17 protein-coding genes and 2 pseudogenes are annotated in these 24,789 nt (G+C 72.3%); 7 read left to right on the forward strand and 12 right to left on the reverse strand.

What is annotated here, in order from left to right:
- The 7 genes and pseudogenes from OHO27_RS01750 to OHO27_RS01780 all read right to left on the reverse strand — a co-directional run bounded on the left by OHO27_RS01750 (position 1) and on the right by OHO27_RS01780 (position 8,507).
- Positions 1-714, reverse strand: a complete 714-nt coding sequence (locus OHO27_RS01750) for a nucleotidyltransferase family protein (RefSeq protein WP_328419592.1) — start codon at positions 712-714, stop codon at positions 1-3.
- Between the two features lie 32 nt (positions 715-746).
- A pseudogene (locus OHO27_RS01755) lies at positions 747-1,747 on the reverse strand (GDP-mannose 4,6-dehydratase).
- Between the two features lie 88 nt (positions 1,748-1,835).
- Positions 1,836-3,248, reverse strand: coding sequence for a hypothetical protein (locus OHO27_RS01760; RefSeq protein WP_328419593.1), 1,413 nt, complete (start codon positions 3,246-3,248; stop codon positions 1,836-1,838).
- Positions 3,245-4,756 (reverse strand): GT4 family glycosyltransferase PelF, encoded by a 1,512-nt coding sequence (gene pelF, locus OHO27_RS01765; RefSeq protein WP_328419595.1) that lies wholly within the window; start codon positions 4,754-4,756, stop codon positions 3,245-3,247. Before pelF ends, OHO27_RS01760 begins: the two co-directional genes overlap by 4 nt.
- Positions 4,757-4,842: 86 nt before the next feature.
- Positions 4,843-6,969 (reverse strand): hypothetical protein, encoded by a 2,127-nt coding sequence (locus OHO27_RS01770; protein WP_328419597.1) that lies wholly within the window; start codon positions 6,967-6,969, stop codon positions 4,843-4,845.
- A 386-nt stretch (positions 6,970-7,355) separates the two neighbouring features.
- Positions 7,356-7,892, reverse strand: a complete 537-nt coding sequence (locus tag OHO27_RS01775) for a hypothetical protein (protein WP_328419599.1) — start codon at positions 7,890-7,892, stop codon at positions 7,356-7,358.
- A 129-nt stretch (positions 7,893-8,021) separates the two neighbouring features.
- Entirely contained in the window at positions 8,022-8,507 is a 486-nt protein-coding gene (locus tag OHO27_RS01780; protein WP_328419601.1) for a hypothetical protein, read from the reverse strand.
- 56 nt (positions 8,508-8,563) lie between these two features.
- On the opposite strand from OHO27_RS01780, the gene OHO27_RS01785 reads away from it, so the two are divergent.
- From OHO27_RS01785 to OHO27_RS01795, 4 genes and pseudogenes are all read left to right on the forward strand, one after another.
- Positions 8,564-9,031, forward strand: coding sequence for a hypothetical protein (locus OHO27_RS01785; RefSeq protein ID WP_328419602.1), 468 nt, complete (start codon positions 8,564-8,566; stop codon positions 9,029-9,031).
- A 121-nt stretch (positions 9,032-9,152) separates the two neighbouring features.
- Positions 9,153-12,342: pseudogene (locus tag OHO27_RS43055) on the forward strand (beta-ketoacyl synthase N-terminal-like domain-containing protein); the annotation flags it as partial.
- Positions 12,343-12,657: 315 nt separating this feature from the next.
- Entirely contained in the window at positions 12,658-17,109 is a 4,452-nt protein-coding gene (locus OHO27_RS43060; RefSeq protein WP_443059687.1) for an SDR family NAD(P)-dependent oxidoreductase, read from the forward strand.
- A 31-nt stretch (positions 17,110-17,140) separates the two neighbouring features.
- The gene (locus OHO27_RS01795) at positions 17,141-18,604 is read left to right on the forward strand and encodes a tryptophan 7-halogenase (protein WP_328419605.1); all 1,464 of its coding nucleotides are present in this window, start codon (positions 17,141-17,143) and stop codon (positions 18,602-18,604) included.
- A 56-nt stretch (positions 18,605-18,660) separates the two neighbouring features.
- On the opposite strand, the gene OHO27_RS01800 is transcribed toward OHO27_RS01795, so the two are convergent.
- The 4 genes from OHO27_RS01800 to OHO27_RS01815 form a co-directional block, all read right to left on the reverse strand.
- Complete coding sequence (locus OHO27_RS01800) at positions 18,661-19,203, reverse strand: AAA family ATPase (protein ID WP_328419607.1); 543 nt, start codon at positions 19,201-19,203, stop codon at positions 18,661-18,663.
- A gap of 23 nt (positions 19,204-19,226) precedes the next feature.
- Positions 19,227-19,631 (reverse strand): Imm49 family immunity protein, encoded by a 405-nt coding sequence (locus OHO27_RS01805; RefSeq protein ID WP_328419609.1) that lies wholly within the window; start codon positions 19,629-19,631, stop codon positions 19,227-19,229.
- Positions 19,632-19,697: 66 nt separating this feature from the next.
- On the reverse strand, positions 19,698-19,940 hold the full coding sequence (locus tag OHO27_RS01810) for a hypothetical protein (RefSeq protein WP_328419612.1): 243 nt from the start codon (positions 19,938-19,940) through the stop codon (positions 19,698-19,700).
- A gap of 127 nt (positions 19,941-20,067) precedes the next feature.
- Positions 20,068-20,901 (reverse strand): alpha/beta fold hydrolase, encoded by an 834-nt coding sequence (locus OHO27_RS01815; protein ID WP_328419614.1) that lies wholly within the window; start codon positions 20,899-20,901, stop codon positions 20,068-20,070.
- Positions 20,902-21,031: 130 nt separating this feature from the next.
- On the opposite strand from OHO27_RS01815, the gene OHO27_RS01820 reads away from it, so the two are divergent.
- Both OHO27_RS01820 and OHO27_RS01825 read left to right on the forward strand, forming a co-directional pair.
- Positions 21,032-21,871, forward strand: a complete 840-nt coding sequence (locus OHO27_RS01820; protein WP_328419616.1) for a DUF1206 domain-containing protein — start codon at positions 21,032-21,034, stop codon at positions 21,869-21,871.
- A gap of 28 nt (positions 21,872-21,899) precedes the next feature.
- Positions 21,900-22,334: a hypothetical protein gene (locus OHO27_RS01825; RefSeq protein WP_328419618.1), complete on the forward strand. Its 435-nt coding sequence runs from the start codon at positions 21,900-21,902 to the stop codon at positions 22,332-22,334.
- 89 nt (positions 22,335-22,423) lie between these two features.
- Here OHO27_RS01825 and OHO27_RS01830 read toward each other — a convergent pair whose 3' ends face one another.
- Entirely contained in the window at positions 22,424-23,092 is a 669-nt protein-coding gene (locus OHO27_RS01830) for a TetR/AcrR family transcriptional regulator (RefSeq protein ID WP_328419620.1), read from the reverse strand.
- A 63-nt stretch (positions 23,093-23,155) separates the two neighbouring features.
- On the opposite strand from OHO27_RS01830, the gene OHO27_RS01835 reads away from it, so the two are divergent.
- On the forward strand, positions 23,156-24,769 hold the full coding sequence (locus tag OHO27_RS01835; RefSeq protein WP_328419622.1) for an FAD-binding oxidoreductase: 1,614 nt from the start codon (positions 23,156-23,158) through the stop codon (positions 24,767-24,769).
- The last annotated feature ends 20 nt before the right edge of the window (positions 24,770-24,789 follow it).

Consider the following 24,789-nt stretch of genomic DNA (forward strand, 5'->3'; position numbering starts at 1 on the left):
TCAGGCCCCCTTGAGCAGCATCGACTTGCGGCTGGTGAACTCCGCGTTGGCCCGGTCGTAGTCGTCGGGACGGCCGATGTCGAGCCAGTAGCCGTCGAACTCGTAGGCGTGCGGCGGGCGTTCGGCCGCCAGCAGGTCCATCACCAGCTCGTCGAAGCCGAGCGGAAGCCCGGGGGTGTAGCCGTCGAGGGTGGCCCGGGAGACGCCGTAGACGCCCATGGACACCCGGTAGTCGATGCTGGGCTTCTCGGTGAAGGCGACGACCCGGCTGGCGTCGGTGGTCAGCACCCCGAAGTCGATGTGCACCTTGCGGGCGTAGGTGGCGATGGTCAGGGGCGTGCCGGACGCCTCGTGCCTGCGCAGCACATCGGCGTAGTCGAGGTCGGTGAGCACATCGCCGTTCATGACCAGGAAGTTCTCCGGCAGACGGTCGCGCAGGGTGAGCAGGGGGCCCATGGTGCCGAGGGGGCTCTCCTCGGTGGCGTAGTCGACGCTCAGGCCCCACTGGGTCCCGTCACCCACGTAGGCACGGATGATCTCGCCCAGGTGACCGATGGCGATGGTGCAGCGGGTGAAGCCGGCCGTGGACAGCTGGCGCAGCACTATCTCCAGGATAGCGTGCTGGTCGCCGATGGGGACGAGCGGCTTGGGCAGCGCGGTGGTGTACGGCCGCAGCCGGACGCCCTTTCCTCCGGCCAGGATGACTGCGTGCATGACATACCTCCTGCGGGTACGTGCCGGGCGGGTCAGATGTTGTAGATGCCGGTCTTGTAGCGGGCCAGGTTGGCCGGATCGACGAACCACCGGGCGGTTCGCGCGAGCCCTTCCTCCAGCGTGTGGCCGGGCTGCCAGCCGGTCGCGGCGGTCAGCCGGGTCGCGTCGGCGACGAGCCGCATCACCTCGGAGGCCGCGGGCCGCAGGCGTTCGGCGTCCTCGCGGACGTCGAGGGGGCGTCCATGACCTTGCCGATCAGCGCGACGAGGTCGCCGACGGAGATCTCGCCGCCGGTCCCGGCGTTGAAGGTGCGGCCGACGACCTGCTCGGCCGGCGCGGTGCCCACCGCGAGGAACGCCCGCGCGGTGTCCTCGGCGAAGGTGAAGTCCCGGGTGGGACGCAGGTCTCCGAGCGTGATGGTGCGCTGTCCGGCCGCCACCTGGCCGATGACGGTGGGGATCACCGCGCGCATCGACTGCCGCGGGCCGAAGGTGTTGAAGGGCCGCAGCGTCACCACGGGGGTGCCGAAACTGGCGTGGTAGCTGTCGGCCAGCCGGTCACCGCCCGCCTTCGAAGCGGCGTACGGGGACTGTGTGTTGATGGGGTGGTCCTCGGTGATCGGCACGGTCTGCGCGGTGCCGTACGTCTCGCTGGTCGAGGTGTGCACCAGGCGCGGCGTCCGAAGGGTGCGCACCGCCTCCAGCACGTTGAGCGTGCCGGTGACGTTGGTGTCCACGTAGCTGTGCGGGGCCTGGTAGGAGTACGGGATCGCGATGAGCGCGGCCAAGTGGTAGGCGCAGTCGGCGCCGTCGAGCAGGCCGCGTACCGAGCCGGGATCTCGTACGTCGCCGAGGACGATCTCCACCTGGTCGAGGACATCGGCGGGCAGGGTTTCCAGCCAGCCGTAGGAGGAGAAGGAGTTGTACTGGGCCATGGCCCTCACGCGGTGGCCGGAGGCGACGAGCGCCTCGGTGAGATGCGAGCCGATGAATCCTTCGGCTCCGGTGACGGCGGCGAGCGGTGCGGAGGTCAACTCTGTGTCCCTTCGTAGTGGTCGTCGGACGGGAGACCCGGCGTGGACGGGATGCGGGTCCGTGGTGTGCCAGGGGTGGTGCGCGTGGTCAGGCGTGCGGGGAGGGCCGGCCGAGCAGGCGTATCGCGCAGGCCGCGAGACAGACGGCGGCCACCCCGCAGGCCGCCGGCAGTGCGGCCGGTCCCGGTGGCAGGTGCAGCAGGGGCACCGCTCCGGCCGCTCCGGCGGCGGCCAGGCAGAGAACGGCGGGCGGCCAGGCCACCCCGAACGCCTGCAGGAGCAGGGCGGTCCACAGGGCCGCCGCGAGCAGGAGCAGAGAGGCCTCGGAGTCGGTGAGCAGGGCCGCCGGCAGCAGCAACAGCAGATAGCCGGACAGGCACAGTCCGAGCACGGCGGCCGAGCGCAGCAGGAACGTGCCGGGTGTCGCGCTGACGCGTAGCGCGGCGACCGACCAGCCGCGGTAGCGGTACAGCAGCCACTCGGCGGGGCCCATGCTGAGGGTCAGCGCGATCACCGCGTACGGCTGCCGCCGGCCCTCCAGCATGACGAGCACCGCCGCGGCGAGTCCGAACAGGCCGTACGGCACGGATGCGCGAAGTCGCGGCCGCCCGGCGTCGGAAGCGGCCGGGCCGGCGCGCCCCGCCCACAGGACTCGTCCGGCGGCCACCGTCGTGGCCAGCAGGGCGAGGAGAGGCAGCCCGACCCGGAGCAGCGGTCCGGGCTCCCACCCCGGGAGAACCGCGGCCCCCGCAATGAGCGGGCTGAGCGCGGCCAGCAGCACTCGCTCGCGGCCCAGGACCAGCAGCACGCTCGCTCCGGCGAGGTACAGCGACTGGGCCGCCGCCACTCCGATGGCCGACGCGCCATCGGCGGGCAAGGCGGCGAGGGCCGTCGCCACCGCGGCGCCCAGCGCGGACCCGGTCAGTAACGTGCCTGACGCCTCCCGGCGTCCGGTCACCAGCCTGAGGTGCGCGCGATGGCCCAGTGCCTGCCCCCACGCCCACGAGGCGATGCCCGCGACGATCAGGACCGGGGCGTGCCGGTCGATCGGCCACAGCGGCGCGATGAGCAGGTAGGCCAGGGCGGGGAGCGCGAAGAGCACGCCGCGCAGCAGGCAGCGCAGTGTGTCGGGGCGCCACGGGTCGGCCGCGGGTGGGGGCTCGGGGAACGTCCGGGGCACCCTCTCGTACAGCGCGGTCGCGAGGGAGAAGAGGTTGGGGTGGCCGTATCGCTCCTTGATCAGCGACGCGGACAGGCCCTCCGCCTCCAGCAGGGCCGCCACCTCGTAGGGATGCACGGCGGGCCCTATGGCGTCGGCGAGTTCGGCGGCGAGTGTGCTGACCGCCTCCTCGTCGGGACCGTGGCCGGGCAGCCGTATCGCGAGTGTGGCGTCGTCCAGGGCCCAGCGTGGGCGGCGGCGCGGCGGGCGGGGTTCCGCCAGCCGCAGGGCGAGGGTGTCCTGCCCCGCGTCGCCGGGTTCGAGGGATATCGGTCCGCTCATCCGGTGAGGCTCCTCGTGCCGGTGACCGCCGGAGCGGGCAGCACGACTCTGGCGGGCAACTCCGCTTTCCCTGCCGCCAGTTCGTGGTAGATGGCGCGGAACGTGTCGATGGTCTGCCGCAGGGTGAACTGCTCGATCACCCGCAGCCGCGCCGCCTCGCCCATCGCCCGGCGCCGGACGGGATCGTCCAGCAGTTCCAGCGCGGCGGCGGCCATGGCGGCCGGGTCGCGCGGGGGCACCACGAGGCCGGTGTCACCGACGGCCTCGCGTACCCCGCCGACGTCGGTGGAGACGGTCGCCCGGCCGCACGACATGGCCTCGATCAGCGTGAACGGGAAGCCCTCGCTGATGCTGGACAGCATCACCACGTTCCCGGCCGCGTAGGCGTCCTTGATGTCGTCGACGCGGCCCTCGAAGGTCACCGCGTCGCCATGCCCCAACTCGGCGGCCAGGGCCTCGCAGCGCTCACGGTATGCCTCTCCGCCCCGGGGCGTGCCCCCGAACAACCGCAGGCGGGCGTCCGGCAGTCGGTCCCGGACGAGGGCGAAGGCGCGGATCAGGGTCTCCAGGTCCTTGATCGGGTCGACCCGTCCGGCCCAGCTCAGCGTGAGGGCCTCCGGCTCCGGACCGGCCGGCGGGAACGCGGCGGGATCGACGCCGTTGTAGACGGTGCGGATCGACTCCGGGTCGGCGCCGCCCTGCTCCTCCCACAGCCGGTTGTAGCGATTGCCGGGGGTGATCAGGGCCGCCTGTCGGTAACTCTCCTCCGCCAGCAGCCGGAAGAAGCCGAGGATCACCGCCTTGACGGGCCAGCGGTACGGCGCGGTGCGGTATCCGAGGTAGCGCTCGCGCAGGTAGACCCCGTGCTCGGTGAGCAGCAGCGGGACCCCGTGCCGCTCGCGGGCGGCGAGCCCCGGCAGGACGGCGACGCCTCCGCTGACGGCGTGTGCGACGCCGTCCTGCGGCGACGGCGCGGCCAGCGGGCGCAGCGCGTGTTCGAGCAGCGCGGTGGCGGTGAGCGCGTCGTGCAGGGTCGGCCGTGCCTCGCGCACAGCCAGCCCGGGACGTGTCCACACGGCGGTCAGGATCGAGATCGCCGTGTCACCCCGCAGGAAGGGGCTGAGCTCGCCGCTCGCCGCCGCCCGCGCCATGGCGTGCAGGGCGGGTGCGAAGCCGTCCTCGGCGGCGGGGTCGACGAGTGCGGTCAGGAACCGCTCGTACGCGGCGGCGAGCCGCCTGCGGGACCGGCCGCGCGGTGGACGGCCCTGCGGAGCGGAACCCCACATGGGAACGGACAGGACGCCGCGGACATGGCCGGGGAGGTCCCACACGATCGGCTCCCGTCCGGTGCCGGTGACGGCGATGACGTCGAACTCGATGTCGGGCATGCCGGTGACGAGCTGGTCGCACCAGACGCTCACACCGCCGTGACTGTGCGGGTAGGTGCCTTCGGTGAGCAGCGTGACGCGCGCGGCGTCGTTGCGTCGCGCGCCGTGGTGAACGTGCATTGATGTGCTCCACGGCCGAGGTGTGGGGAGGGGTGCCGGTCCCGGCCTGCCGTCAGGCGGCCGGGACCTCGCTGCCGGTACGCCGGTCAGCTCCCAGCGGGGAGGACCGGCTCGGCCACGCCCTCGGGCACGCGGGCGTCCGGTGCCGGGTCGGTGGCCGGCGCGGAACCGCCCGCGCCGGGGGCCGTGGAGGAGGCCGCGGGCTGCGGCAGGGCGAGGGTGAGGGGCTCGGCGGCCGGGGTCGTCCACGCGGACCGTTCGCCCGCGTACGCCTGGCCGAAGGCGGAGCCGGCCCGGGTGGTGCCCTCGGGCACGGTCGCGGGGACGGCCACGCCGTCGGGGCTCTCGACGGTGACGGTGTCGCCGATCCGGTAGGCGGTGACCTGTCCGTCGCCCACCGCGGCCCGCCAGGAGGCGCGCTGCTTCAGCTCGTTGCCGATGTCCTTCATCCGCAGGTTGACCATCGGCGTGTTCTGCGCGAACAGCGTGTCGTAGGTGTCGAGCACGCCGTCCAGGACCGGGTAGGCGATCCGGTCCTCGGCCAGGTTGGACTGGTGGATGAAGTGCGGCTTGGGGTCGTTGCCGAGGACGTGGCCGAGGGCGATCTGCCGCTCCAGGGGCACGATGTGCTGCGCGTAGCCGGTGGCCGTGTCGAGCGGCGCGGGCAGGCAGGTCGTGGTGTCCGGGTTGTCCTCGCAGATGCCGCTGCCGCCCTGCGCGCGGCTGGTGTAGATCCAGTTGTACTCGTCGACCTGCTCGGCCGCCCGGCCCGCGTTGTAGAAGATGTTCATCGGGTAGCGCGGGACCGTCGTCGCGGGGCCGACCTGCCGCTGGCCGGGTTCGCGGGAGTTGTCCGAGGCCAGCCAGCCGATGCCGGTGTCGGCGAGGGCGAGCGCCAGGTTGGGGTTGTCGGCCGGCTGCTGCGGCAGCACCCGCAGCCCGGAGTGCTCTCCGGTCACCAACTCGTCGTTGTCCAGCGGCAGCTGGGCCTGCTGCCCCCACACCTGGTTGTGGGCGATCTCGTCGGCGACGCCGGCGCGGCTGACCCACTTGGTGCTGCCGTCGGCGTTGGTGGCGCACCGCCACGGCACGACGGAGGTGTCCTGTTCGCAGCCGAGGAAGGCGTGCGTGTAGGTGTGGTTGATCCAGCGGAACTCGGCGCGCTCGGCGATGAGCCGGTCGGCCAGCGGGTCGACTCCGTCGTTGTCCTCGCGGTGGTCGACGCTGCCGGCACCGTTGTAGGCGAGGTCGAGGGTGAAGTCGCGCCCGCGCTGCCAGGCGGCGGCGTGGTCGACGTCGGCGGCCGTCATCCTGATCGGGTCGGGCGTGGCGTCGGGGTCGGTGCAGTCCACGTCGCCCGGTGTGCAGTTGAGCGTGGAGTTCCAGCGGTCGTCGGCGGCGAACACGTCGTCGACGTGTACGGCGAAGTAGTTGCGGGAGGCACCGAGGTGCACCCCGCCGGTCATCCACTCGACGATGCCGCGGGCCAGCAGCCGGAACTGCTGCTGGTACTGGTTGTAGACGAAGGTGACGACGAGCTCACGCCGCCCGTCGTGCCGGTACTCCCCCACCAGTGAACCCTGCTTGCTGGTGCCCGGGATCGGCGCCTGCACGTACGGGGTGAAGTCGGCACCGGCCATCGGCGTGGACAGGAAGGCGTAACTCTCCCCGACGGTCGGGGAGTTGTCCTCGAACGGCACCGGCCCGTCGAGGTAGTCGAACGGACCCGCCCGCCCGGCGTCCGTCACCTGGGCCTGCACGCCGTCGACGCTGCCCGAGTAGCCGCCGTACACCGGGTACTGGAGTCCGGCCTCGGGGCGGGCGTAGGTGTACGCGTCGACCTGCGGGATGTCGTAGGCCTTCTCGTACGCCACCAGCGCGGCCATCTCGGGCGAGTTCGCCGGGAACGGGTTGTCGTTGGGCAGGACGACCGCCTGGAACTTGGCGCGGTCCCGGCCGTCCACGGTGTCCGCGAGATATCCGGCGTCGATCACCGGGCGGCCGGACTGCGTGAGGTCGATCTCCGTGTACGGGGTTCCCGCGGTGTCCAGTTCGGCGGCGATGGCGTCGGTGGCCGGCCCGCCGTCGCTGACGACGAGCACCCGCAGGTCGATGCGGGGCGGCGGCGGGTCCGCGGCATGTGCGGCCGGTACACCGAAGGCGGCTATGAGCGCGCCCGTCGTGAGCAGAGTGGTGCTTAAGGTCCGCCTCATTGCGGTGCTGTCCCCTCCCAGGGCAGGGGCGTGCACGGCTCCGCTGAGCGAACGCACCCCCGCGCGTGACGCCGGCTTCCCCCTCAGAGACCGGTCGTCGACGCATCCGTCGCGTCAAATAGTGAGGTATCTGTGGAGCTTTCGTGGTCTTGCTGCGCAACCTGACGGAAAAACGCAGGTGCGTCGCGAACGGCCCCTGCGGGCCGACGGCGCCGTCGGTGGTGGATCACGGAGAACCGGGTGCGGGGCGCTTCGGACTCTGCGGCCCAGGTGAGAGGGGGCGATACGGCATCGGCGGGCTGCTGGGGGCCGACGGTTCGACCGCCACTGGTATGGACCGGTGGGCGGGGGTGGCTGCGGGCCGGTTTCAGGTCATCTTCTGTGCGTCAGTCCTGGTTCGAGCTGGACAGAGCTTCGGTGATCATGCGGGTGGCGAAGTCGCGGTCGTCAGTGATCCGGTTGATGTGCTCCGCGAGCAGGAAGGCCGTGGCTTCCAGGGGGTTCATCTCGTCCCCGGTCCAGTCTCCGAACTGCTTGCGCCACAGGCTGGGGCTCAGACCGGTGCCGGCCGCGACGACCAGACCGGCCATGGTGGGGATGGACTCCGGAGGGATGCTCCTGGTCATCATGCGCAGTGATCCCACGAGGCTGGGGACCACGTACTCGATGACGTCCCTGTCGTGGTCCTCGTAGGCCATCCGCAGCCACTGCATGAACATGTAGATGAGCGTGCACGCGCCGTCCACCAGGTCATCGACTTCCTGGGGGCCCAGTGACGCGATGAACTGGTCGACCAGCTGCTGCTGTTCGGGGTCGGTCTCGGCCCTGCCCTCGTAGATGGTTCTGAGCCGGGAGTCGATCATCATGAGCGCTGCGCCCACATCGCCTACCGGAGCGTGCTGGGGGTCACAGGGCGATGACACAGGATTCCTCCTCGGATGACCGTGGACAACGCAGCGTTGACGGTAGCCCGCCGATGAGACGACGTCCTGACGAACCCCGATGTGCTGTGCCCCGGCGGCTGCCCCCAGTAGGCGGCCGCGCAGGCTGCGTCAGGGCAGGCGGATGGTCTGTCCCTGCGCGGCGTCTTCCACGGCGTCCACGTACTCCCGGGCCACGTCCGCGACAGGGATTCCGTCGGCCGGGTCCATGCCCAGACGGTCCAGGGTCTCCTTGACCCACCCGGGGCTGATGGCGTTGATCCTCAGGTCCCGGGGCAACTCGGCAGCCGCGTTGCGGACGAAGCCCTCCAGGCCCGTGCTGATGAGGGCACCCAGCGAACCGCCGGGCAGCGGGACGGGAAAGGTGCCCGCGGTCAGGGTGACGGAGCCGCCGTCCCAGATGCCGTACGGCCCGCCGGGCCGGCGCGACCTGTCCCAGGAGCTTGCCCTGCAATGCGGCGGTGATCTCGTCGTCCGCCGCCGACGCCAGTTCCACCAGCGGGCCGCCGGCGGCGCAGCAATGTCAGGGGCGGAATCCGCGATATCCCACCGCGGCCGAAATCCGTACAACCTCTGACCGGGGTGACGTGTCTTCACCGCTGACCGGAACGCCTCCGAGCGTTCCTTCCCAACTCGTTCCAACGGGGGAACACATGAACTTGGCACGCACGCGTACCCGCACCCGATCCCGCCGCGGCACGGCCGTGGCCCTCACCATGGTGATGGCGGCCGCGCTGGGCGCCGCAGGTGCCGGATCCTCGACGGCCGGCACCGCCGCCGCGGCGCCGCAGACACGGCAGATCGCCTCGTCCGTCCTCGGCAGCGACTACAAGATCACACTGACCGCGCTCCGATCGACGCAGGACGAGTACGCCGCCTCCGTACGCCTGCAGGTCTACACCCAGTCCGGCGGCGCCTGGAAGGAGTCCGACCGCGTCACCGTGGGCGATGTGGACGGCTGGTTCTGGTTCCCCCTCACCGGCGCTCACGCCGTCTGCCAACTCTCCACCGCAAGCACCGAACCCGCCCCGCTGACGGTGAGCCTGCTCCTCACTCCGTCCCTCGGCTGCTCCCAACCGACCCACTTCGTCATCAAGGACGGCCGGGTCTACGCCGACTGACCAACGCCCCCCTTCCTGGCCCCCGGCGGAATCACAAGCCCTCACCACCACACACCAGTTCCCGCGCCGTACGCTGATCGACAAGTCGACGCGGTCCGGACGAGGGGGATGCCTGGTGGGTGTGGCGGACGTGTTCGAGGTGCGGTCTGTCCCGGAGTTGCTCGTCGAGAACTCCTTACGCCATGGCGACAAGGTCGCGTTCGCTGACGACCGGCGCGCGGTGAGCTGGGCCGGACTGGAGCGTCGTACCGCCCGGTTGGCGGTGCGGCTGGTGGTCGGCCGGGGTGCCAGGGTGGCGTTCTGCCTGGACAACAGCGTGGAGGTGGTCGAGGGTCTCCTCGCCACCGTGCGGGCCGCCGCGGTCGGTGTGCCGTTGAGTTCCCGCGCCACCGACGCCGAGCTCGCGGCGCTGCTGGCCGACTGTGACCCGGCCGTGCTGGTCACCGACCGGCGGAACCTGCCGCGGATCGCCCGGCTGACGGCGGGTCGGGCACTGCGGCTGGTGGTGACCGGCGAGGGCCCGGCGCCGGACGGTGCCTCGCGCTTCGAGGACCTCGTCGCCGAAGCGCCGGCCTCGCCCCCTGACGATCTCGGTCTGGACGATCCGGCGTGGCTTCTCCACACGTCCGGCACCAGCGGCACGCCCAGGGCCGCGGTGTCCAGCCAGCGCTCGGCGCTCTGGTCCGCCGTCGCCTGTTACGTCCCCCGGCTCGGGCTGTCGGCGACGGACCGGGTGCTGTGGCCGTTGCCGCTGTCGCACACCTACGCCCACTCGCTGTGCGTACTGGGCACAACCGTGGCCGGCGCGAGCGCGCGGATCACTGCGGCACCGGAGCCGCGCGAACTGGTCCGGCTGGTCGAGGAGTACGCACCGACCGTCCTCGGTGGAGTCCCCCTCACGTACCGTCAGTTACTCGATGCCGGTCTGGGGGCGGTGCCGTCGCTGCGGTTCTGCGTCACCGCCGGCGCGCCCAGCGGGCCGGATCTGCGGGAGCAGGTCGGGACGCGGTTCGGTGCCCCGCTCCTCGACGGCTACGGCAGCACCGAGACCTGCGGCAAGATCGCCATGGAGTTGCCCGACGGGTCGTCGGTACGCGGGAGCAGCGGGCCGCCGTTGCCCGGTACGGACGTTCGGCTGGTCGATCCCGAGAGCGGACGGGCGGTCACCGACGGTGCGGAGGGCGAGATCTGGGTCCGCGGCCCCGGCGTCATGCTCGGCTACCACGACCGGCCCGAGGAGACCGCCGCTGCCGTACGCGACGGGTGGTACCGGACAGGTGACCTGGGCCGGTTCGGCGAGGGCGGCTGTCTGACCGTCACCGGCCGGGTCGGCGACCGGATCGTACGCGGCGGCGAGAACGTCGACCCTGCCGAGGTCGAGCAGGTGCTGCGCGGCCTGCCCGGCGTGCGGGACGCGGCCGTGGTGGCGCGGGCGCATCCGCTGCTCGGCGAGGTTCCGGTGGCATTCGTGGTTCCCGCACAGGCCACCCTGGACACGGCAGGCCTGCTGCGGGCCTGTGCCGCGGTGCTCTCCGCGCACAAGGTCCCGGACGAGGTCCTGTTCACGCCGGCCGTTCCGCGCACCGCTGCGGGCAAGCCGCGCCGGGCGCTGCTGCGCGAGGCCCTCGCCGAGCGGGCGGCCGAGCCGACGCTCGAACTGCTGGCCGACCGCACGCCCGGCGAGCGGCGGGCCGCGCTGACCGACCTGGTGTGTGCGGAGGCGTCGGCCATCCGCGGGTCGGCCGCCGATCCCGGCACCGCGTTCGCCGATCTCGGCCTGACCTCCATGGACGCGATGTCCCTGTGGCACCGGCTCAGCCTGCGCACGGGGCTGCGGCTGCCGGCGACGCTGGTCTGGGACCACCCGAACCCGGCCGCGGTCGCCGCCCATCTGGACGCCCGCCTGCACGGGACTGCCACGCCCACGGCCACCTACCCGACCTCGCCCACGGCGACCACGCCCGCGACGGAGGTGCCGCAGCGCGGTCCGCATGCCGAACCGGTTGCGATCGTGGCCCTCGGCTGCCGTTACCCGGGCGGGGTGGGCTCGCCCGAGGACCTGTGGCGCCTGGCGGCCGACGGAGTGGACGCCACCGGCGAGTTCCCCACCGACCGCGGCTGGGACATCGACTCCCTCCACCATCCCGACCCCGACCGGATCGGCACCACGTACACCCGCCGTGGCGGCTTCCTCGACGACGTGGCGGACTTCGACCCGCTGTTCTTCGGCATGTCGCCGCGCGAGGCCATGGCCACCGACCCCCAGCACCGCCTGCTGCTGGAGGTCGCCTGGGAGACGCTGGAACGCGCAGGCATCCCCGCGCCGGAGGTGCGCGGCACCAGCACGGGCGTGTTCGTCGGACTGATGCACGCCGGCTACGGCAACGGCGTCTCGCCGCACGAGTTGGAGTCGCACATCGGCATCGGGTCGTCGGGCAGTGTCGCCTCCGGCCGTATCGCCTACATCCTGGGGCTGCGCGGCCCGGTCATGACCCTGGACACGGCCTGCTCGTCCTCGCTGGTCGCGATGGACCTGGCCGCCAAGTCGCTGCGCGCCGGGGAGTGCACACTCGCCCTGGCCGGCGGTGTGACGGTGTTGTCGAGTCCGCAGCCGTTCGTCGCCTTCAGCCGCCAGCGCGCCCTGTCGCCGGACGGCCGTTGCCGACCGTTCTCCGCGGGAGCGGACGGCACCGCGTGGGGCGAGGGCGTCGGTCTGGTGCTGCTGGAGAAGCTGTCGGACGCCCGGCGCAACGGCCATCCTGTGCTGGCCGTGCTGCGCGGGTCCGCCGTGAATTCCGACGGTGCGTCCAACGGTCTCACCGCCCCCAACGGCGAAGCACAGCGGGACCTGATCCGGCTGGCCCTGGCCGACGCGGGGCTGCGGGCGGCCGGCGTGGACGTGGTGGAGGGACACGGCACGGGCACCGCGCTCGGCGACCCGATCGAGGCCGGCGCCCTGCTGGCCACCTACGGTCAGGACCGCGATCCGGGCGACCCGGTGTGGCTGGGCTCGGTCAAGTCGAACCTCGGGCACACCCAGGCCGCGGCAGGCGTGGCGGGCGTGATCAAGATGATCGAGGCGATGCGCCACGGCGAACTGCCCGCCTCGCTGTACGCGGATCAGCCCTCCCCGCACGTCGACTGGTCCGCAGGAGCTGTGCGGTTGCTCGACCGGGCCCGACCGTGGCCCCCGGGACCGGCCGCGGCGTGCGGCGGTCTCATCGTTCGGTATTGGCGGTACGAACGCTCACGTGATCATCGAGGAACCGGCGAAAGCCGATTCCGGCGGTGCTGCGGGGGTCAGCGGGTCCGGGTCCGATGCTGGAGCGGATGCGGGTTCCGGGAGCCTTTCGGGCGCCGGTTCGGGTGCCGGAGCAGTCGTGCGAACGGGCGCGGGTTCCGGTGCGGGATCGGCACCCGGTACCGACATCCTCCCGACCCCGACCCCGCCGGCAACGAGACTGCCGGTCACACCCTGGCTGATCGGCGGCGGCGACGAGGCCGGCCTGCGCGCCCACGCCGCGAGGCTCGCCGCCGCGCTGGCCGACGTGACCGGCGAGTCGGCAACACTGGACGTCGCGTACTCACTGGCAACCACCAGGGCACCGCAGTCCCGCAGGGCCGCCGTGTTGGCCCCCGATGCCGAGGGGCTGCTCGCCGGGCTGCGCGATCTGGCCGACGGTGTCGACACACCGGCGCTGCTGCGGGGCACCGCACGTACCCGTCCGAAGGTGGCACTGCTCTGCGCGGGCCAGGGCGCCCAACGGCCCGGTATGGGCCGCGAACTGCGCGCCGCCTTCCCGGTTTTCGACGCGGCGTTCACCGGATGGTGCGAGGAGTTCACGCCGTGGCTGGACCGGCCGCTGCTGGAGGTCATCGACTCCCTGGACGACGGCCTGCTGAACCGCACCGACTACGCGCAGCCCGCGCTGTTCGCCTTCGCGGTCGCCTTTCACACGCTGCTCGCCGACTGGGGGGTCCGGCCGGACTACCTGGTCGGTCACTCGATCGGTGAGCTGGCCGCCGCCCATATCGCCGGTGTGTTCTCCCGCGCCGACGCGGTCCGACTGGTCGCCGCCCGCGCCCGGTTGATGGCGGCCCTGCCCACCGGCGGCGCGATGATCGCGGTGCGTGCGCCGCTGGCCGAGGTGACTCACCATCTCGGCGAGGGGCCCGGCCGGGTGGCGGTCGCGGCGGTCAACGGACCGACGTCGGTCGTACTGTCCGGCGACGAGGACGCCGTGACGGCGCTCGTCGCCACCATCGGACGCCCGTCCCACCGGCTACGGGTCAGCCACGCCTTCCACTCACCGCTGCTGGACCCGATGCTGGCCGAGTACCGGGCGGTCGCCGAGGCGGTGACCTACCACCGGCCGTCCGTCCCGGTGGTGTCCACGCTGACCGGCCGTCCCGAGCAGGACGCGCTCACCGACGCCGAGCACTGGGTACGGCAGGCGCGTGAGACGGTTCGGTTCGCCGACGCGGTGCGGTGGTCGGCCGACGCCGGCGTGACGGCGTACGTCGAGGCCGCGCCCTCCGCCTCGCTCGCAGTGGCGGCCGAGGGCTGCGTCGCGCCGGACGCGGGCGCGGTGTTCACGGCATGCCCCGATCCCCGTACGGCGCTCGATGCGCTGGCAGCGCTGCATGTGCACGGGGTGCCGGTGGACTGGCGGCGGGTGTACGCGGGCAGCGGTGCCCGTCGGCGTCCGTTGCCCACCTATCCCTTCCAGCGACAGCGCTATTGGCTGAACGCCGTGCGGCACCGCACCCCGTCCGGCCACCCCCTGATGGGGCAGCCGCAGCACGACGCCGATGGGCCCGGGATCCGGCACACCGCCGCACTTTCCACCACGGACCACCCTTGGCTGGCCGACCACGCGATCGGCGACCGGGTGGTGGTGCCCGCCACCCTCTTCGCCGAACTGGCCTGCCGAGCCACCGGCACCCCCGGCGCCGTCCGGCTGGCCGAACTGGCCTTCCACGAGCCGCTTGTGCTGTCCCCGGCGGATCGGATGCAGGTGCAGGTGGTCGCCGGGGCACCGGACGCGGCGGGCGGCCGACCGGTCACCATCTGGGCCCGCCCGGTCGGCGCGACGGGGCCGTGGAGCCGGCATGCCACCGCGACGACCGCCCCGGCTCAGGCTCCGCCCGCCGATGGGGGCGAGGCGTGGCCGCCCGCAGGCGCCGAGCGGCTACCCATCGACTATCCGCGCCTCGCGGCGTACGGCCATCACTACGGGCCCGCCTTCCGCGCGGTGAGCGCCCTGTGGCGTCGGGACGGTGAAGTCTTCGCCGAACTGGCGCTGTCGCCCGGGGAAGCGGCGACGGCGGATGCGTACACCCTGCACCCCGCTCTGTTCGACGCGGCGCTGCACGCCGCGCTGCTGGCCGAGGAGCCGAGCGAGCGAGCGCGTGAGCCGCGGGCCCCGCTCGCCTGCACGGGTCTGACGGTGTACGCCACCGGTGCCTCGGCGGCGCGGGCCGTCGTACGGCGCCTCGGGGAGGACGAGTTCCGGGTCACCCTCACCGACCCCGTGGGTCGGCCCCTCGCCGCCGTGGAGTCCATGGTCACCCGCGCGATCCCGACCGCAGCCACAGCGCGTGCCGGGACATACCGCCTCACCTGGCGGCCGGCGGCGCCGGTCCACGACGCGAGCCCTGAGCACGAGCTGCTCGACGTGGCCCGACTCGCCGCGGCCCTGCCCGAAGACGCCATCCCGCCCGAACGCGCCCGCAAGCTCCTCGGCGCCGCGTTGGAGGCCGTACGCGCATGGACCTCGGATGTGCGGCCGGGCCGTCTGATGGTGCTCACCCAGAACGCCACCGGCGACGACCCCGATCCCGCCGAGGCCGCGGTCGCAGGGCTGGTGCGCAGTGCCCAGTCCGAGCACCCCGACCGGATCGTGCTGGTCGACCGGGGTGGAGTCCCGGCCTCACCAGGGGACTTGGAGGGAGCGCCAGAAGGCCTGGAGGCAGCGCTGCGGTCCGGCGAGCCACAGGTCCGTCTGCGTGACGGTCTCGTCCTGGTGCCCCGACTCCTCCTCACGGATCCGCCCACCGCCGAGCCACCCGCCCTGGACCCCGACGGGACGGTGCTGATCACCGGCGGCACGGGCGCGCTCGGAGAGAGTCTCGCCCGGTATCTGGTCGCGGAACGCGGGGTACGACACCTGCTGTTGACCGGCCGCAGCGGACGCGTCCCGGACTGGGCGGGCGGCCTGCCCGCGAAAGTGCGCGTGGCGGCGTGCGACGTGGGCGACCGCGCGGCCGTCGACACCCTGGTCGCGTCCTGCCGACCGGCGCCGACGGCCGTCTTCCACCTTGCCGGGGTGGTGGACGACGGCGTGGTGGACACCATGACCCCGGGCCGGCTCGCGACCGTGCTCGCGCCGAAGGCTGACGGTGCCTGGCATCTGCACGAGGCGACGAAGGACCTCGGCCTGTCCGCGTTCGTCCTGTACTCCTCGGCCGCCGGAGTCCTCGGCCGACCGGGCCAGTCGAACTACGCCGCCGCGAACGGATTCCTCGACGCGCTCGCCCGGCACCGCGTGGCCCACGGACTGCCCGCGCAGGCCTTGGCCTGGGGTCCGTGGTCCACCGCGGACGAGGGGGGGATGGCGGCCCGCGTCGCGCCCGCACGTCTCGGCGAGGGCGGCGTGCTGTCCGTCACGGAAGGGGAGGGCGTGCGTCTCCTCGACACGGCCATGCGCCTTGCGGAACCGGTGCTGGTGCCGATCCCGTTGGACCTCGCGGCAGCGGGCGGTCCGGCCGCGCCGTCCGTCCTCGCAGACCTGGTGGCGCAGCGTGCGGCTCAAGCCGAGCGGCACGTCACTGACGTATCGCCCCCTGGGACTGCTGGGGCTGAAGAGGTCGGCAGGGCTGCTGTGCAGGCACCCGGCGCGTGGCGTGAGCGGCTAACCGCCATCGACGCGCCCGAACGCGAGACCGTCCTGGCAGAGCTGATCCGCGTCGAGGTCGCCGCGGTCCTGGGCTTCACCGACCCGGCCGCATTCCCCGCCGAACGAGCCTTCACCGAGGTCGGCTTCGACTCCCTGACCTCCGTACAGCTCCGCAACCGCCTCAGCGCGTTCACGCGCGTGCGACTGGCTCCGACCGTCGTGATGGAGTTCCCCACGCTGCCCGAGCTGGCGGCGCACGTCCATGCCGCTCTGATCGATGCGGGCGCGCTGGGGCAGGACGGATCCGAAACACCACCTCCGGCAGCGCCCGGCCCCCAGTCCTCACCCTCCTCCCCCTCATCCCCCTTGCGGTTCAGCACCCTCTACCACCGAGTGCTGTGCGAACAGGGCCCGTTGGAGGCGATGGGGCTGCGCCATCTCGCGTCCTACGCCCTGCCGACCTTCACCGACGGGGAACGCACCGAGCACGCGGTCCCGCCGGTCCGGCTCGCCCACGGCGACGGCACTCCGCTGGTGTACATCCCGGACTATCTCTCACCGCTCCACCGCGAACCCTGCGCTCTGGCCGAGCAGTTCGACGGCGAACGCGACCTGTTCCTGCTGGAGCATCCCGGATTCGGAACGCGCCGGGCCGTCCCGGACAGCATGGCCACGCTGGTGCGGACGCACGCCGAGACGGTGCGCGCGCTGTCCACGGACCTGGAACCGGTCATCGTCGGCTACTGCGCCGGCGGCGCGATCGCGCACGCCGTGGCCCGTGATCTCGCGCACACGGGACACGCTCCGGCCGGCGTGATCCTGATCGACTCCCATGCCGGAGTGCTGCGCCGCGACGACCCTCGTGGGCTGGCCCTGATGTCCGCCGGCGCCGCTCTGCCGGACGACGTGGTCGACGAGCTGGACGACTCGTTGCTGATCACCGGGGGCGGCTATGCGCGGGTACTCGAGAACTGGCAGCCCGAACCGGCTGCGGTCCCGACCCTGTTGCTCCGCGGCCGGCCCACGCAGCACATGCGGCAGGCGGCCCCCGACGGGGACTGGCAGCCGCGCTGGCCGCTGCCCCACGACAGCGCGGACCTGCCCGGCGACCACTTCACCGTGCTGAACCGCGATGCCCACAGCACGGCAGCGGCGATCCGTGCCTGGCTGACCAAGTGACCTCGTACAAGAACGCAACAGGAGCCTCTCGATGACCTCGGACTACGACCTCGTCGTCGTGGGCGGCGGGCCGGCCGGCTCGACCGCCGCGACGGCCGTGGCCCTGCGCGGGCACCGGGTGCTCCTGCTGGAGCGCGAGACCTTCCCCCGGTACCAGATCGGCGAGTCGCTGCTGCCCGCCACCGTGCACGGCCTGTGCCGCATGCTCGGAGTTGCCGACGAGGTCGCCCGGGCCGGCTTCACCCTCAAACGCGGCGGGACACTGCGCTGGGGCCGCGCCCCGGAGCCCTGGCAGTTCTCCTTCTCGATGACGCCCCGCCTGCCCGAGCCCACTGCGACGGCCTTCCAGGTGGAGCGCTCCCGGTTCGACGAAATCCTGCTGCGCAACGCCGAACGGGTCGGGGTCGAGGTGCGCGAGAGCAGTCCCGTACGCCGCGTGCTCACCGACGGCGAGCGGGTGCACGGCGTCGAGTACACCGACCCGGACGGGACCGCGCGCACGGCGCACGCCCGGTACGTGATCGACGCGTCCGGCAACACCAGCCGGATCCACGGCCGAGTCGGCGGAGCCCGCGTGTACTCCGACTTCTTCCGTAACCTCGCCGTGTTCGGCTACTACGCCGGCGGCCGCCGCCTCCCCGAACCGAACAGCGGCAACATCTTCTGCGCCGCCTTCGACGCCGGCTGGCTCTGGTACATCCCGCTGCGCGACGACCTCACCAGCGTCGGCGCCGTGATCTCACCCGAGCACTACGCGGCCGTCCAGCACGACCCGCGCGGCGCCTGGCAGAACATGATCACATCGTGCCCGGAAGTCGACCGCCTGCTGACGGACGTACCGGTCGCGACCGAGCCGCCGTACGACCGGGTGCGCGTGCGCAAGGACTACTCCTACTGGAAGAAGTCCCTCTGGGCACCGGGCATGGCCCTCGTCGGCGACGCCGCATGCTTCGTCGACCCGGTGCTCTCCTCCGGCGTCCACCTGGCGACGTACGGCGCCCTGCTGGCAGCCCGCGCGGTGAACTCCGCACTCGACGGCAGTGTCCCCGAGGAGCGGGGCTTCGCCGAGTTCGAGGCGCGCTACCGCCGCGAGTACGGCGTGTTCTACGAGTTCCTCATCGCCTTCTACGACATGGAGCGCAACGAGCAGTCGTACTTCTGGTCGGCGAAGAAGGTCACCCGGGTCGACGTCGATGAAGTCGCCGCCTTCGCCGAGTTGGCCGGTGGCGTGGCCTCCGGCGACACAGCGGTGATCGCAACCGGTCACCCCCACTGGAATGCCGCGTCCGCCGAACTGAACAACGCGGTGGACCGCCTGACGACCGGCGACGACCGCGTGAACCCGCTGCTGTCCACCCAGGTCGTCACCGACACCTTCCGCACCGGCAACGACCTCCAGGAACAGGCTTTGTACGGCAGCCCGCTCGATGAACCGGGTGCCGCCGCGCCCGACGGTCTCACCGTCGCTGCGGACGGCCTGTCCTGGGTCTCATGACGAGGACGGGCGGGGCGCTGGACTGATCAGCTGGTCCAGCCGCCCCCCTGTCCTCCTCAGCGGTCGATCGCCGGCACCCGGTCGAGGCCCGTCTCACGCATGATGCGGTCCACGGTCGCGTGCAAGGAGCTCCCGGCGTCGATGACGGTCTCGATCCCGTCAGGCAGCAGGTCCCGTTCGCGGTACCAGTCGCGCAGGTGCTGGTCGGTGACCTGGGCCAGCAGGGCCGGGTCGGGCTTCGTCGCATGCCGTGCGAGGGTCTCCTGCAAGGGCACGTCCAGGTAGTAGCAGCGCGTGGTGCCGCGGTGGTCGTGGACCAGGTCCTTGAGCATCGGGCCGTACCGGTCGGCGTACAGGATGCCCTCGACGACCGTGTGGAACCCTGCGGACAGGGCGTAACGGGCCGTCATGTCGATCAAGCCGATGTTGGCTGCGCCGGGCCGGTCCCGCTCGCGCAGCACGATGCGGCGCAGGTTGTCCTGGCCGACCAGGGCCAGATTGCGGCCGAACCGCTCGCGCAGGCCGGCCGCGACGGACGACTTGCCGGAGGCGCTGTTGCCGCGCAGGACGACCAGCCGGGTCTCAACCGTTCCCACCATCACGACGGACACGCTACCGACGGCTACTGCTGCGGGGCACGCATCAGGGATTGGGGCAGGTAGCCGGACCGTACGCCCAACTGCCAGCCGTGCGCGAGACAGGCAAGCGCGGCCAGCGCCATGGCAGCCACCGGCAGCAGACTCCTGGGGACCGGGTCGCTTCCGGCGTTGTCGCGGTGCGCCACAAGCCGCTCTTCCAGAGCGTGTTCGAGGGTGGCCTGGTCGTCGTCGAGCAGTACGCGCAGCAGCCTCTGATCCGGCGTCAGTGTCCCGCTCGCGTCGAGTTGCCCGGCTGCCCGCGCACGGGCCTCGGCGTCCGGCTTGTCCAGCGGGACCCGGCCGGGCCGCGCCCCGGGCACCGGCCCCTGCACGACGGTCAGGTAGGTGCACAGCGCGTCCATCTCGGCGAGGTCGCCGGGCTCCGACACCGACTCCCGCTCCCGCTCCGAGTACGGGATTTCCTCACGGACAGCGGGCGCGGAAGCAGCCCAAGGTCAGCTCCCCCAGCGCGCACTCCGCTGCCGTGAGCAGGAAGCGCGGGATCGCGGCTCGTCGAGGGCGGGGTCCTGCAGGGTGCGGGCCGCGGCGAAGTCGAGCAGATCGCCGCCCATTTCGCGCAGACTCTGACGCAACGGCCGACCGTCGTGGCGCATGGCGGAGGCGTGGCCGAAGGCCGTATGGGCCCCACGCTTGAGGGTGTTCTCGATCCGCTGCTCGGCGACTTCGTGACGTGTCACTTCCTTGATCCTCACGCACGTCATCCTGGCAGCACCCACTGACAACGCAGGCACGCGTACGCGCGGACGGGAGCGGCGCCTCGTCACCGTTCCGGAGATCACCTCGAGGCTCCTCGTCAGCCCGAGGTCACCTGTCGTCGGTCGAGTTCGAAACGATCCCGCGCTCGACCTCGCGCCAGAAGGCAGCGACCCGTGCGTTGAACACGTCCGGGGACTCCTGGAACGGCTGATGAGCCTCCCCCGCCAGGATCTCGAAACGGGCGCCCGGGACGGCGTCGGCCACGATCCGTCCGAACCGCGGTGGCGTGGCGATGTCCCGTTCGCCGGCCAGGACGAGGGTCGGTGCCGTGATGCCGGGCAGCCGGTCGAGTGTGTCGTGGGGCGTGAACGCCTCCAATTGACGCTGGAAGGCCTCGGCGGACTGCGCGTACGGGAAGGCGAGCGTTTCCTCGATGAGCCGCTCCACCGTGCCGTCGGCGTGGGCGCGGGGCGTGTAGATCCACAGAAAGAACGCCTCCAGCATGGCGCGCTCGTCCGGCGCCTGGGTCGCCAGCCACTGCCAGAAGCGGGTCATGCTGGTGAAGTAGGCGTCCGCTCGGGCCCACGTACTGGTGAGGACGAGGCTACGGACGGCTTCCGGGTGACGGAGCGCCAGCTCCTGCGCAATCGCGCTGCCGCCCGAGAACGCGACGACATGCGCCCTGTCGACCTGGAACGCACGGAGCAGTTCCGCGGCGTCGTCGGCCATCATCGCCACGGACATGGGCCCGTCGGGCAGGGGCGTCCGCCCCGACCCCCGGTTGTCGAAGGCGATGACCCGGTACCGGTCCGACAGCCCGTCGAGTTGCGCCTGCCACGCCTCGGCAGGATCGCTCAGTCCTGCGATCAGCAGGATGCCGGGCCCTTGGCCACGGCTCTCGGTCCAGATCGTGGTTCCGTTGGCTTCCACGTACGTGCCCATGGAAAGCACCTGCCCCAGGACGCCGACGGCGTCACCGCAGCAGCCCTGACTGACCGGAAATTCCCCTGGCCGGCGGCATGGCGGCGTGTGTGACGGCCGTGCCGGGGCATTCGGTCTGCCGGGAGGTCTCATGGACACGGGTGCGTTGGCACGGACAGGACGGTTCCGGGCGGAGCGGGCGGCGCGGGGGTCGGTCACCGAGGGGGCGGCGCGGGCGGGTCTCGCCGCCCGGGGAGTGATCTATCTGCTCGTCGGAGCCCTGGCGCTGCAGATCGCCTTCGGCATCACCGGCGAACAGGCCGACCGCGGTGGGGCGTTGCAGGAGCTGTCGCACAAGCCCTTCGGTGCTGTACTGCTGTGGGCGCTGGGCATCGGCCTCGTCGGGATGGCCCTGTGGCGGCTGTCCGAGGCGCTGTTCGGCTCCGTCGGGAAGGACGGCCGTAGCGCGCGCAAGCGACTGCTGGCGACCGTGCGCTTCGCGTTCTACGTCTTCGTCGCCTACTCGGTGCTGTCCTTCGCGGCGAGCCGGGACCAGAGCGGCGGCGGATCCAGCGACCAGCAGTCGCGGGACGCCACCGCCAGGGCACTGGAGACACCCGCCGGCCAGTGGCTGGTCGCGGCGGCCGGCATCGGCGTCGTCGTGGCCGGCGGCTGGATCGCCGTACGGGCCGTCCTGCGCAAGTACCACGACAAGCTCAAGCTCGGGCAGCTGAGCCGCAGGGCACGGCAGCTGGTGGACGTCAGCGGTGTGGTCGGTGGTGTGGCGCGCGGGCTGGTGTTCGCCGTGGCGGGCGTCTTCGCCGTGCGGGCGGCGATCGACTACGAGCCCGACCGGGCCAAGGGGCTGGACGACACTCTACGTACATTCGCCGACACTCCGCTCGGCCCGTGGCTGCTGGCCTGCGTCGCAGCCGGTCTGGTGCTGTTCGGTGTGTTCTCGTTCGCCATGGCTCGCTGGCAACGTGTGTGAGCCGCGTCGTGCTGGAAACACGAAGCAGATGAGCGATTCCGAGATTCCGAATGGCGACGGCCGGCCCGTGGACGCGTACCTGGACCTCCTGCGCATCCGGATGGACACGGAGGACTACCGCCTTCTGCGGCGCCTGGTGGAACCGGTCCTCCAGGCGATCGCCGAGGAGCGCCTCTCCGGCCTCGACGTCGCGCTCGACTCCGGGGCCGGCGACGAGCTGCCCCAGGAGGTGCGCGACGAGGCCGCGCTGGTCATCGCCACCGCTGTCACCGGCCGTATGGACAACGAAGTGGTCGAGATCGATGTCGACGACACCGGTCCGGTCCGCATCGTCACGGACGCGACCACCGCCTCCGACCCCGCCCGCCTCAGCGAGATCGCCGACTACATCAGGGAACGACACAGGGAGACAGAAGAGCTGCGGGGCATTGCCGAGGCAAGCGGGCTGCCCACGGACTTCTGAGCGGCGGCGGCAGCGGCGGGCATCGCCCGATGGGCCCGTGCCCGCCGCACCGCCCCACCCCGCATGGCCCCGAAGCCCGAGTGCGCGCATTACGAGGCAGGTGCGCTCGGCTCCGAGGACGACCCGTTGTCGCCGCCCGTGCCCAGGACGTCACGTCCGACGGCGAAGAGCCGCGCGCACCGTTGCGTCATGGCCTCGGGCGACTGGTCGGGATGGTTGATCCACCAGCGGACCAGGGCGGTGCAAAGGCCCCGCCAGGCATGCTTGAGCGCGTCGGCGTCGAGCGGATCGCCGGCACCGTCCGCGTACACGAGATCGGCTGAACCGATCGCGGCCAGGTCGTCGATGGCACCGCGGTAGTACGCCGCGCGGTCGGCGGCGTCAGTGCCGGGCGGCAGTGACGCGTCGTACAGGACGAACCATGCCTCGCGCTGCCCGTCCAGAGCCGTGAACAGCCCGTGCAGCACACGCAGGGGCGTGGACGGCCCACCGGTGTCGCCCGCAGCCATCGCGGCGCGGATCGCGTCGAGCAGCCGGTCGCCGACCGGGGTCAGGCAGGCGAGGTACAGGTCCTCCTTGCTGCCGAAGTACTGGTGCACCAGCGGCTTGGTGACACCCACGCGCGCGGCGACGGCCGCCACGGTCGTGGCTTCGTAGCCGTGACGACCGAACTCCTCCGTCGCCGCGGCCAGGACTTGCTGTTCGCGCGCGGCCCTTGGCACGCCCTTGGTACCGGCCTTGGAGCTCAGTCTTGTCATGGACTCAAACTTACCCTACGGTAATTTACCGAAGGGTAAATTCGAGTCACTGGGAGCGCCGCCATGCCCGAGTCCGCGATCCATCCGATCGACCCCGGCGCCTCCCGCCCCCGCTCCTGGTGGGGCTGGGGCTACACCGACGCCCACCCCGACGACGCCGAATGCGCCGCCCTGGGCGCCCTGCTGCCGGGCACCCTGGCCCGCCCACTGCCGATACCCCGGGTCTGTGACCTGGCCATCGGCCGCCCCGGCGTGAAGCCGCCGCCCGCCCTGGCGCACCTGGTCACCGACGACCCGGAGGCCCGCGCCGCGCACGCCATGGGCAAGGCGTACCGCGACGTCATCCGAGCCCTGCGCGGCCGCCCCCGCCGCATCCCCGACCTTGTGGCCCGCCCGACCGACGACCAGGAGGTGGCCGACCTGCTGGAGTGGGCCGGCGAGCACGGTGTGGCCGTCATCCCCTTCGGCGGCGGCTCCTCAGTGGTCGGCGGCGTGGAGTACCGCGGTGACGCCCACCAGGCTGTGCTGTCGCTGGATCTGACCTCGATGGACCGGGTCCTGGAGATCGACAGCGCGAGTCGCGCCGCCCGCATCCAGGCAGGGGCCCTCGGTCCCGCACTGGAGGCACAGCTGCGGCCCCACAACCTCACGCTGCGCCACTTCCCGCAGAGCTTCGAGTTCTCCACCCTCGGCGGCTGGCTGGCCACCCGGGCAGGGGGCCACTACGCCACCCTTCACACGCACATCGACGACTTCGTGCAGTCCCTGCGCGTGATCACGCCCGCGGGAGCGGGCAGGTCCTGGCGGCTGCCCGCGTCCGGCGCCGGACCGTCGCCCGACCGGCTGCTCCTCGGGTCCGAGGGCACGCTCGGCATCATCACCGAGGCATGGATGCGACTGCAGGAGCGCCCCCGGTACAAGGCCTCGGCGTCGGTGGCCTTCGCCGACTTCCACCGCGCGCTGGACGCGGTGCGCGCGATCGCCCAGTCCGACCTCTTCCCGGCCAACTGTCGTCTGCTCGACCCCGGCGAGGCCGCACTGTCCGGCGCCTCGCACGACGGTTCCGCCGTCCTGGTCCTGGGCTTCGAGTCCGCCACCGCCCAGGTCGACGATCGCCTCGCGACAGCACTGGACCTGGCTCGCGCCCACGGCGGCCGCGGCGAGGCACCGGCGGCTCACGGCGACGCGCCGGCCGACGGGCCGGTGACCGCCTGGCGCTCGGCGTTCCTGCGTATGCCCTATCTGCGCGACGGCCTGGCCCGTATGGGCGCCGTGGTCGAAACCTTCGAGACCGCCACCACGTGGGACAGGATCCCCGCCCTGATCGAGGCCGTCCGCACGGAAGTCGGCGCCGCCGCGTTGAAGGCCACCGGACACGAGGCCGCCATCAACTGCCGCCTGACGCACGTGTACCCCGACGGCGCGGCCCCCTATTTCACCGTGGCCGTCGCCGGCCGTCCCGGAGACGAGGTCGAGGTCTGGGACGACATCAAGGCCGTCGTGACCGACCTCCTGCACCGCCACCACGCCACGGCCACCCACCACCACGCCGTCGGCCGCGACCACCGCCCCGGCTACGACCTCCAACGCCCGGAGCCCTTCGCGCTGGCCCTGCGCGCCACCAAGCACGCCCTGGATCCCCGCCACATCCTCAACCCCGGCGTCCTGCTCGACTGACGGAGGGGCGGCACTCGTGC

It is taken from the genome of Streptomyces sp. NBC_00443, assembly GCF_036014175.1.
Taxonomy (GTDB): Bacteria; Actinomycetota; Actinomycetes; order Streptomycetales; family Streptomycetaceae; genus Streptomyces.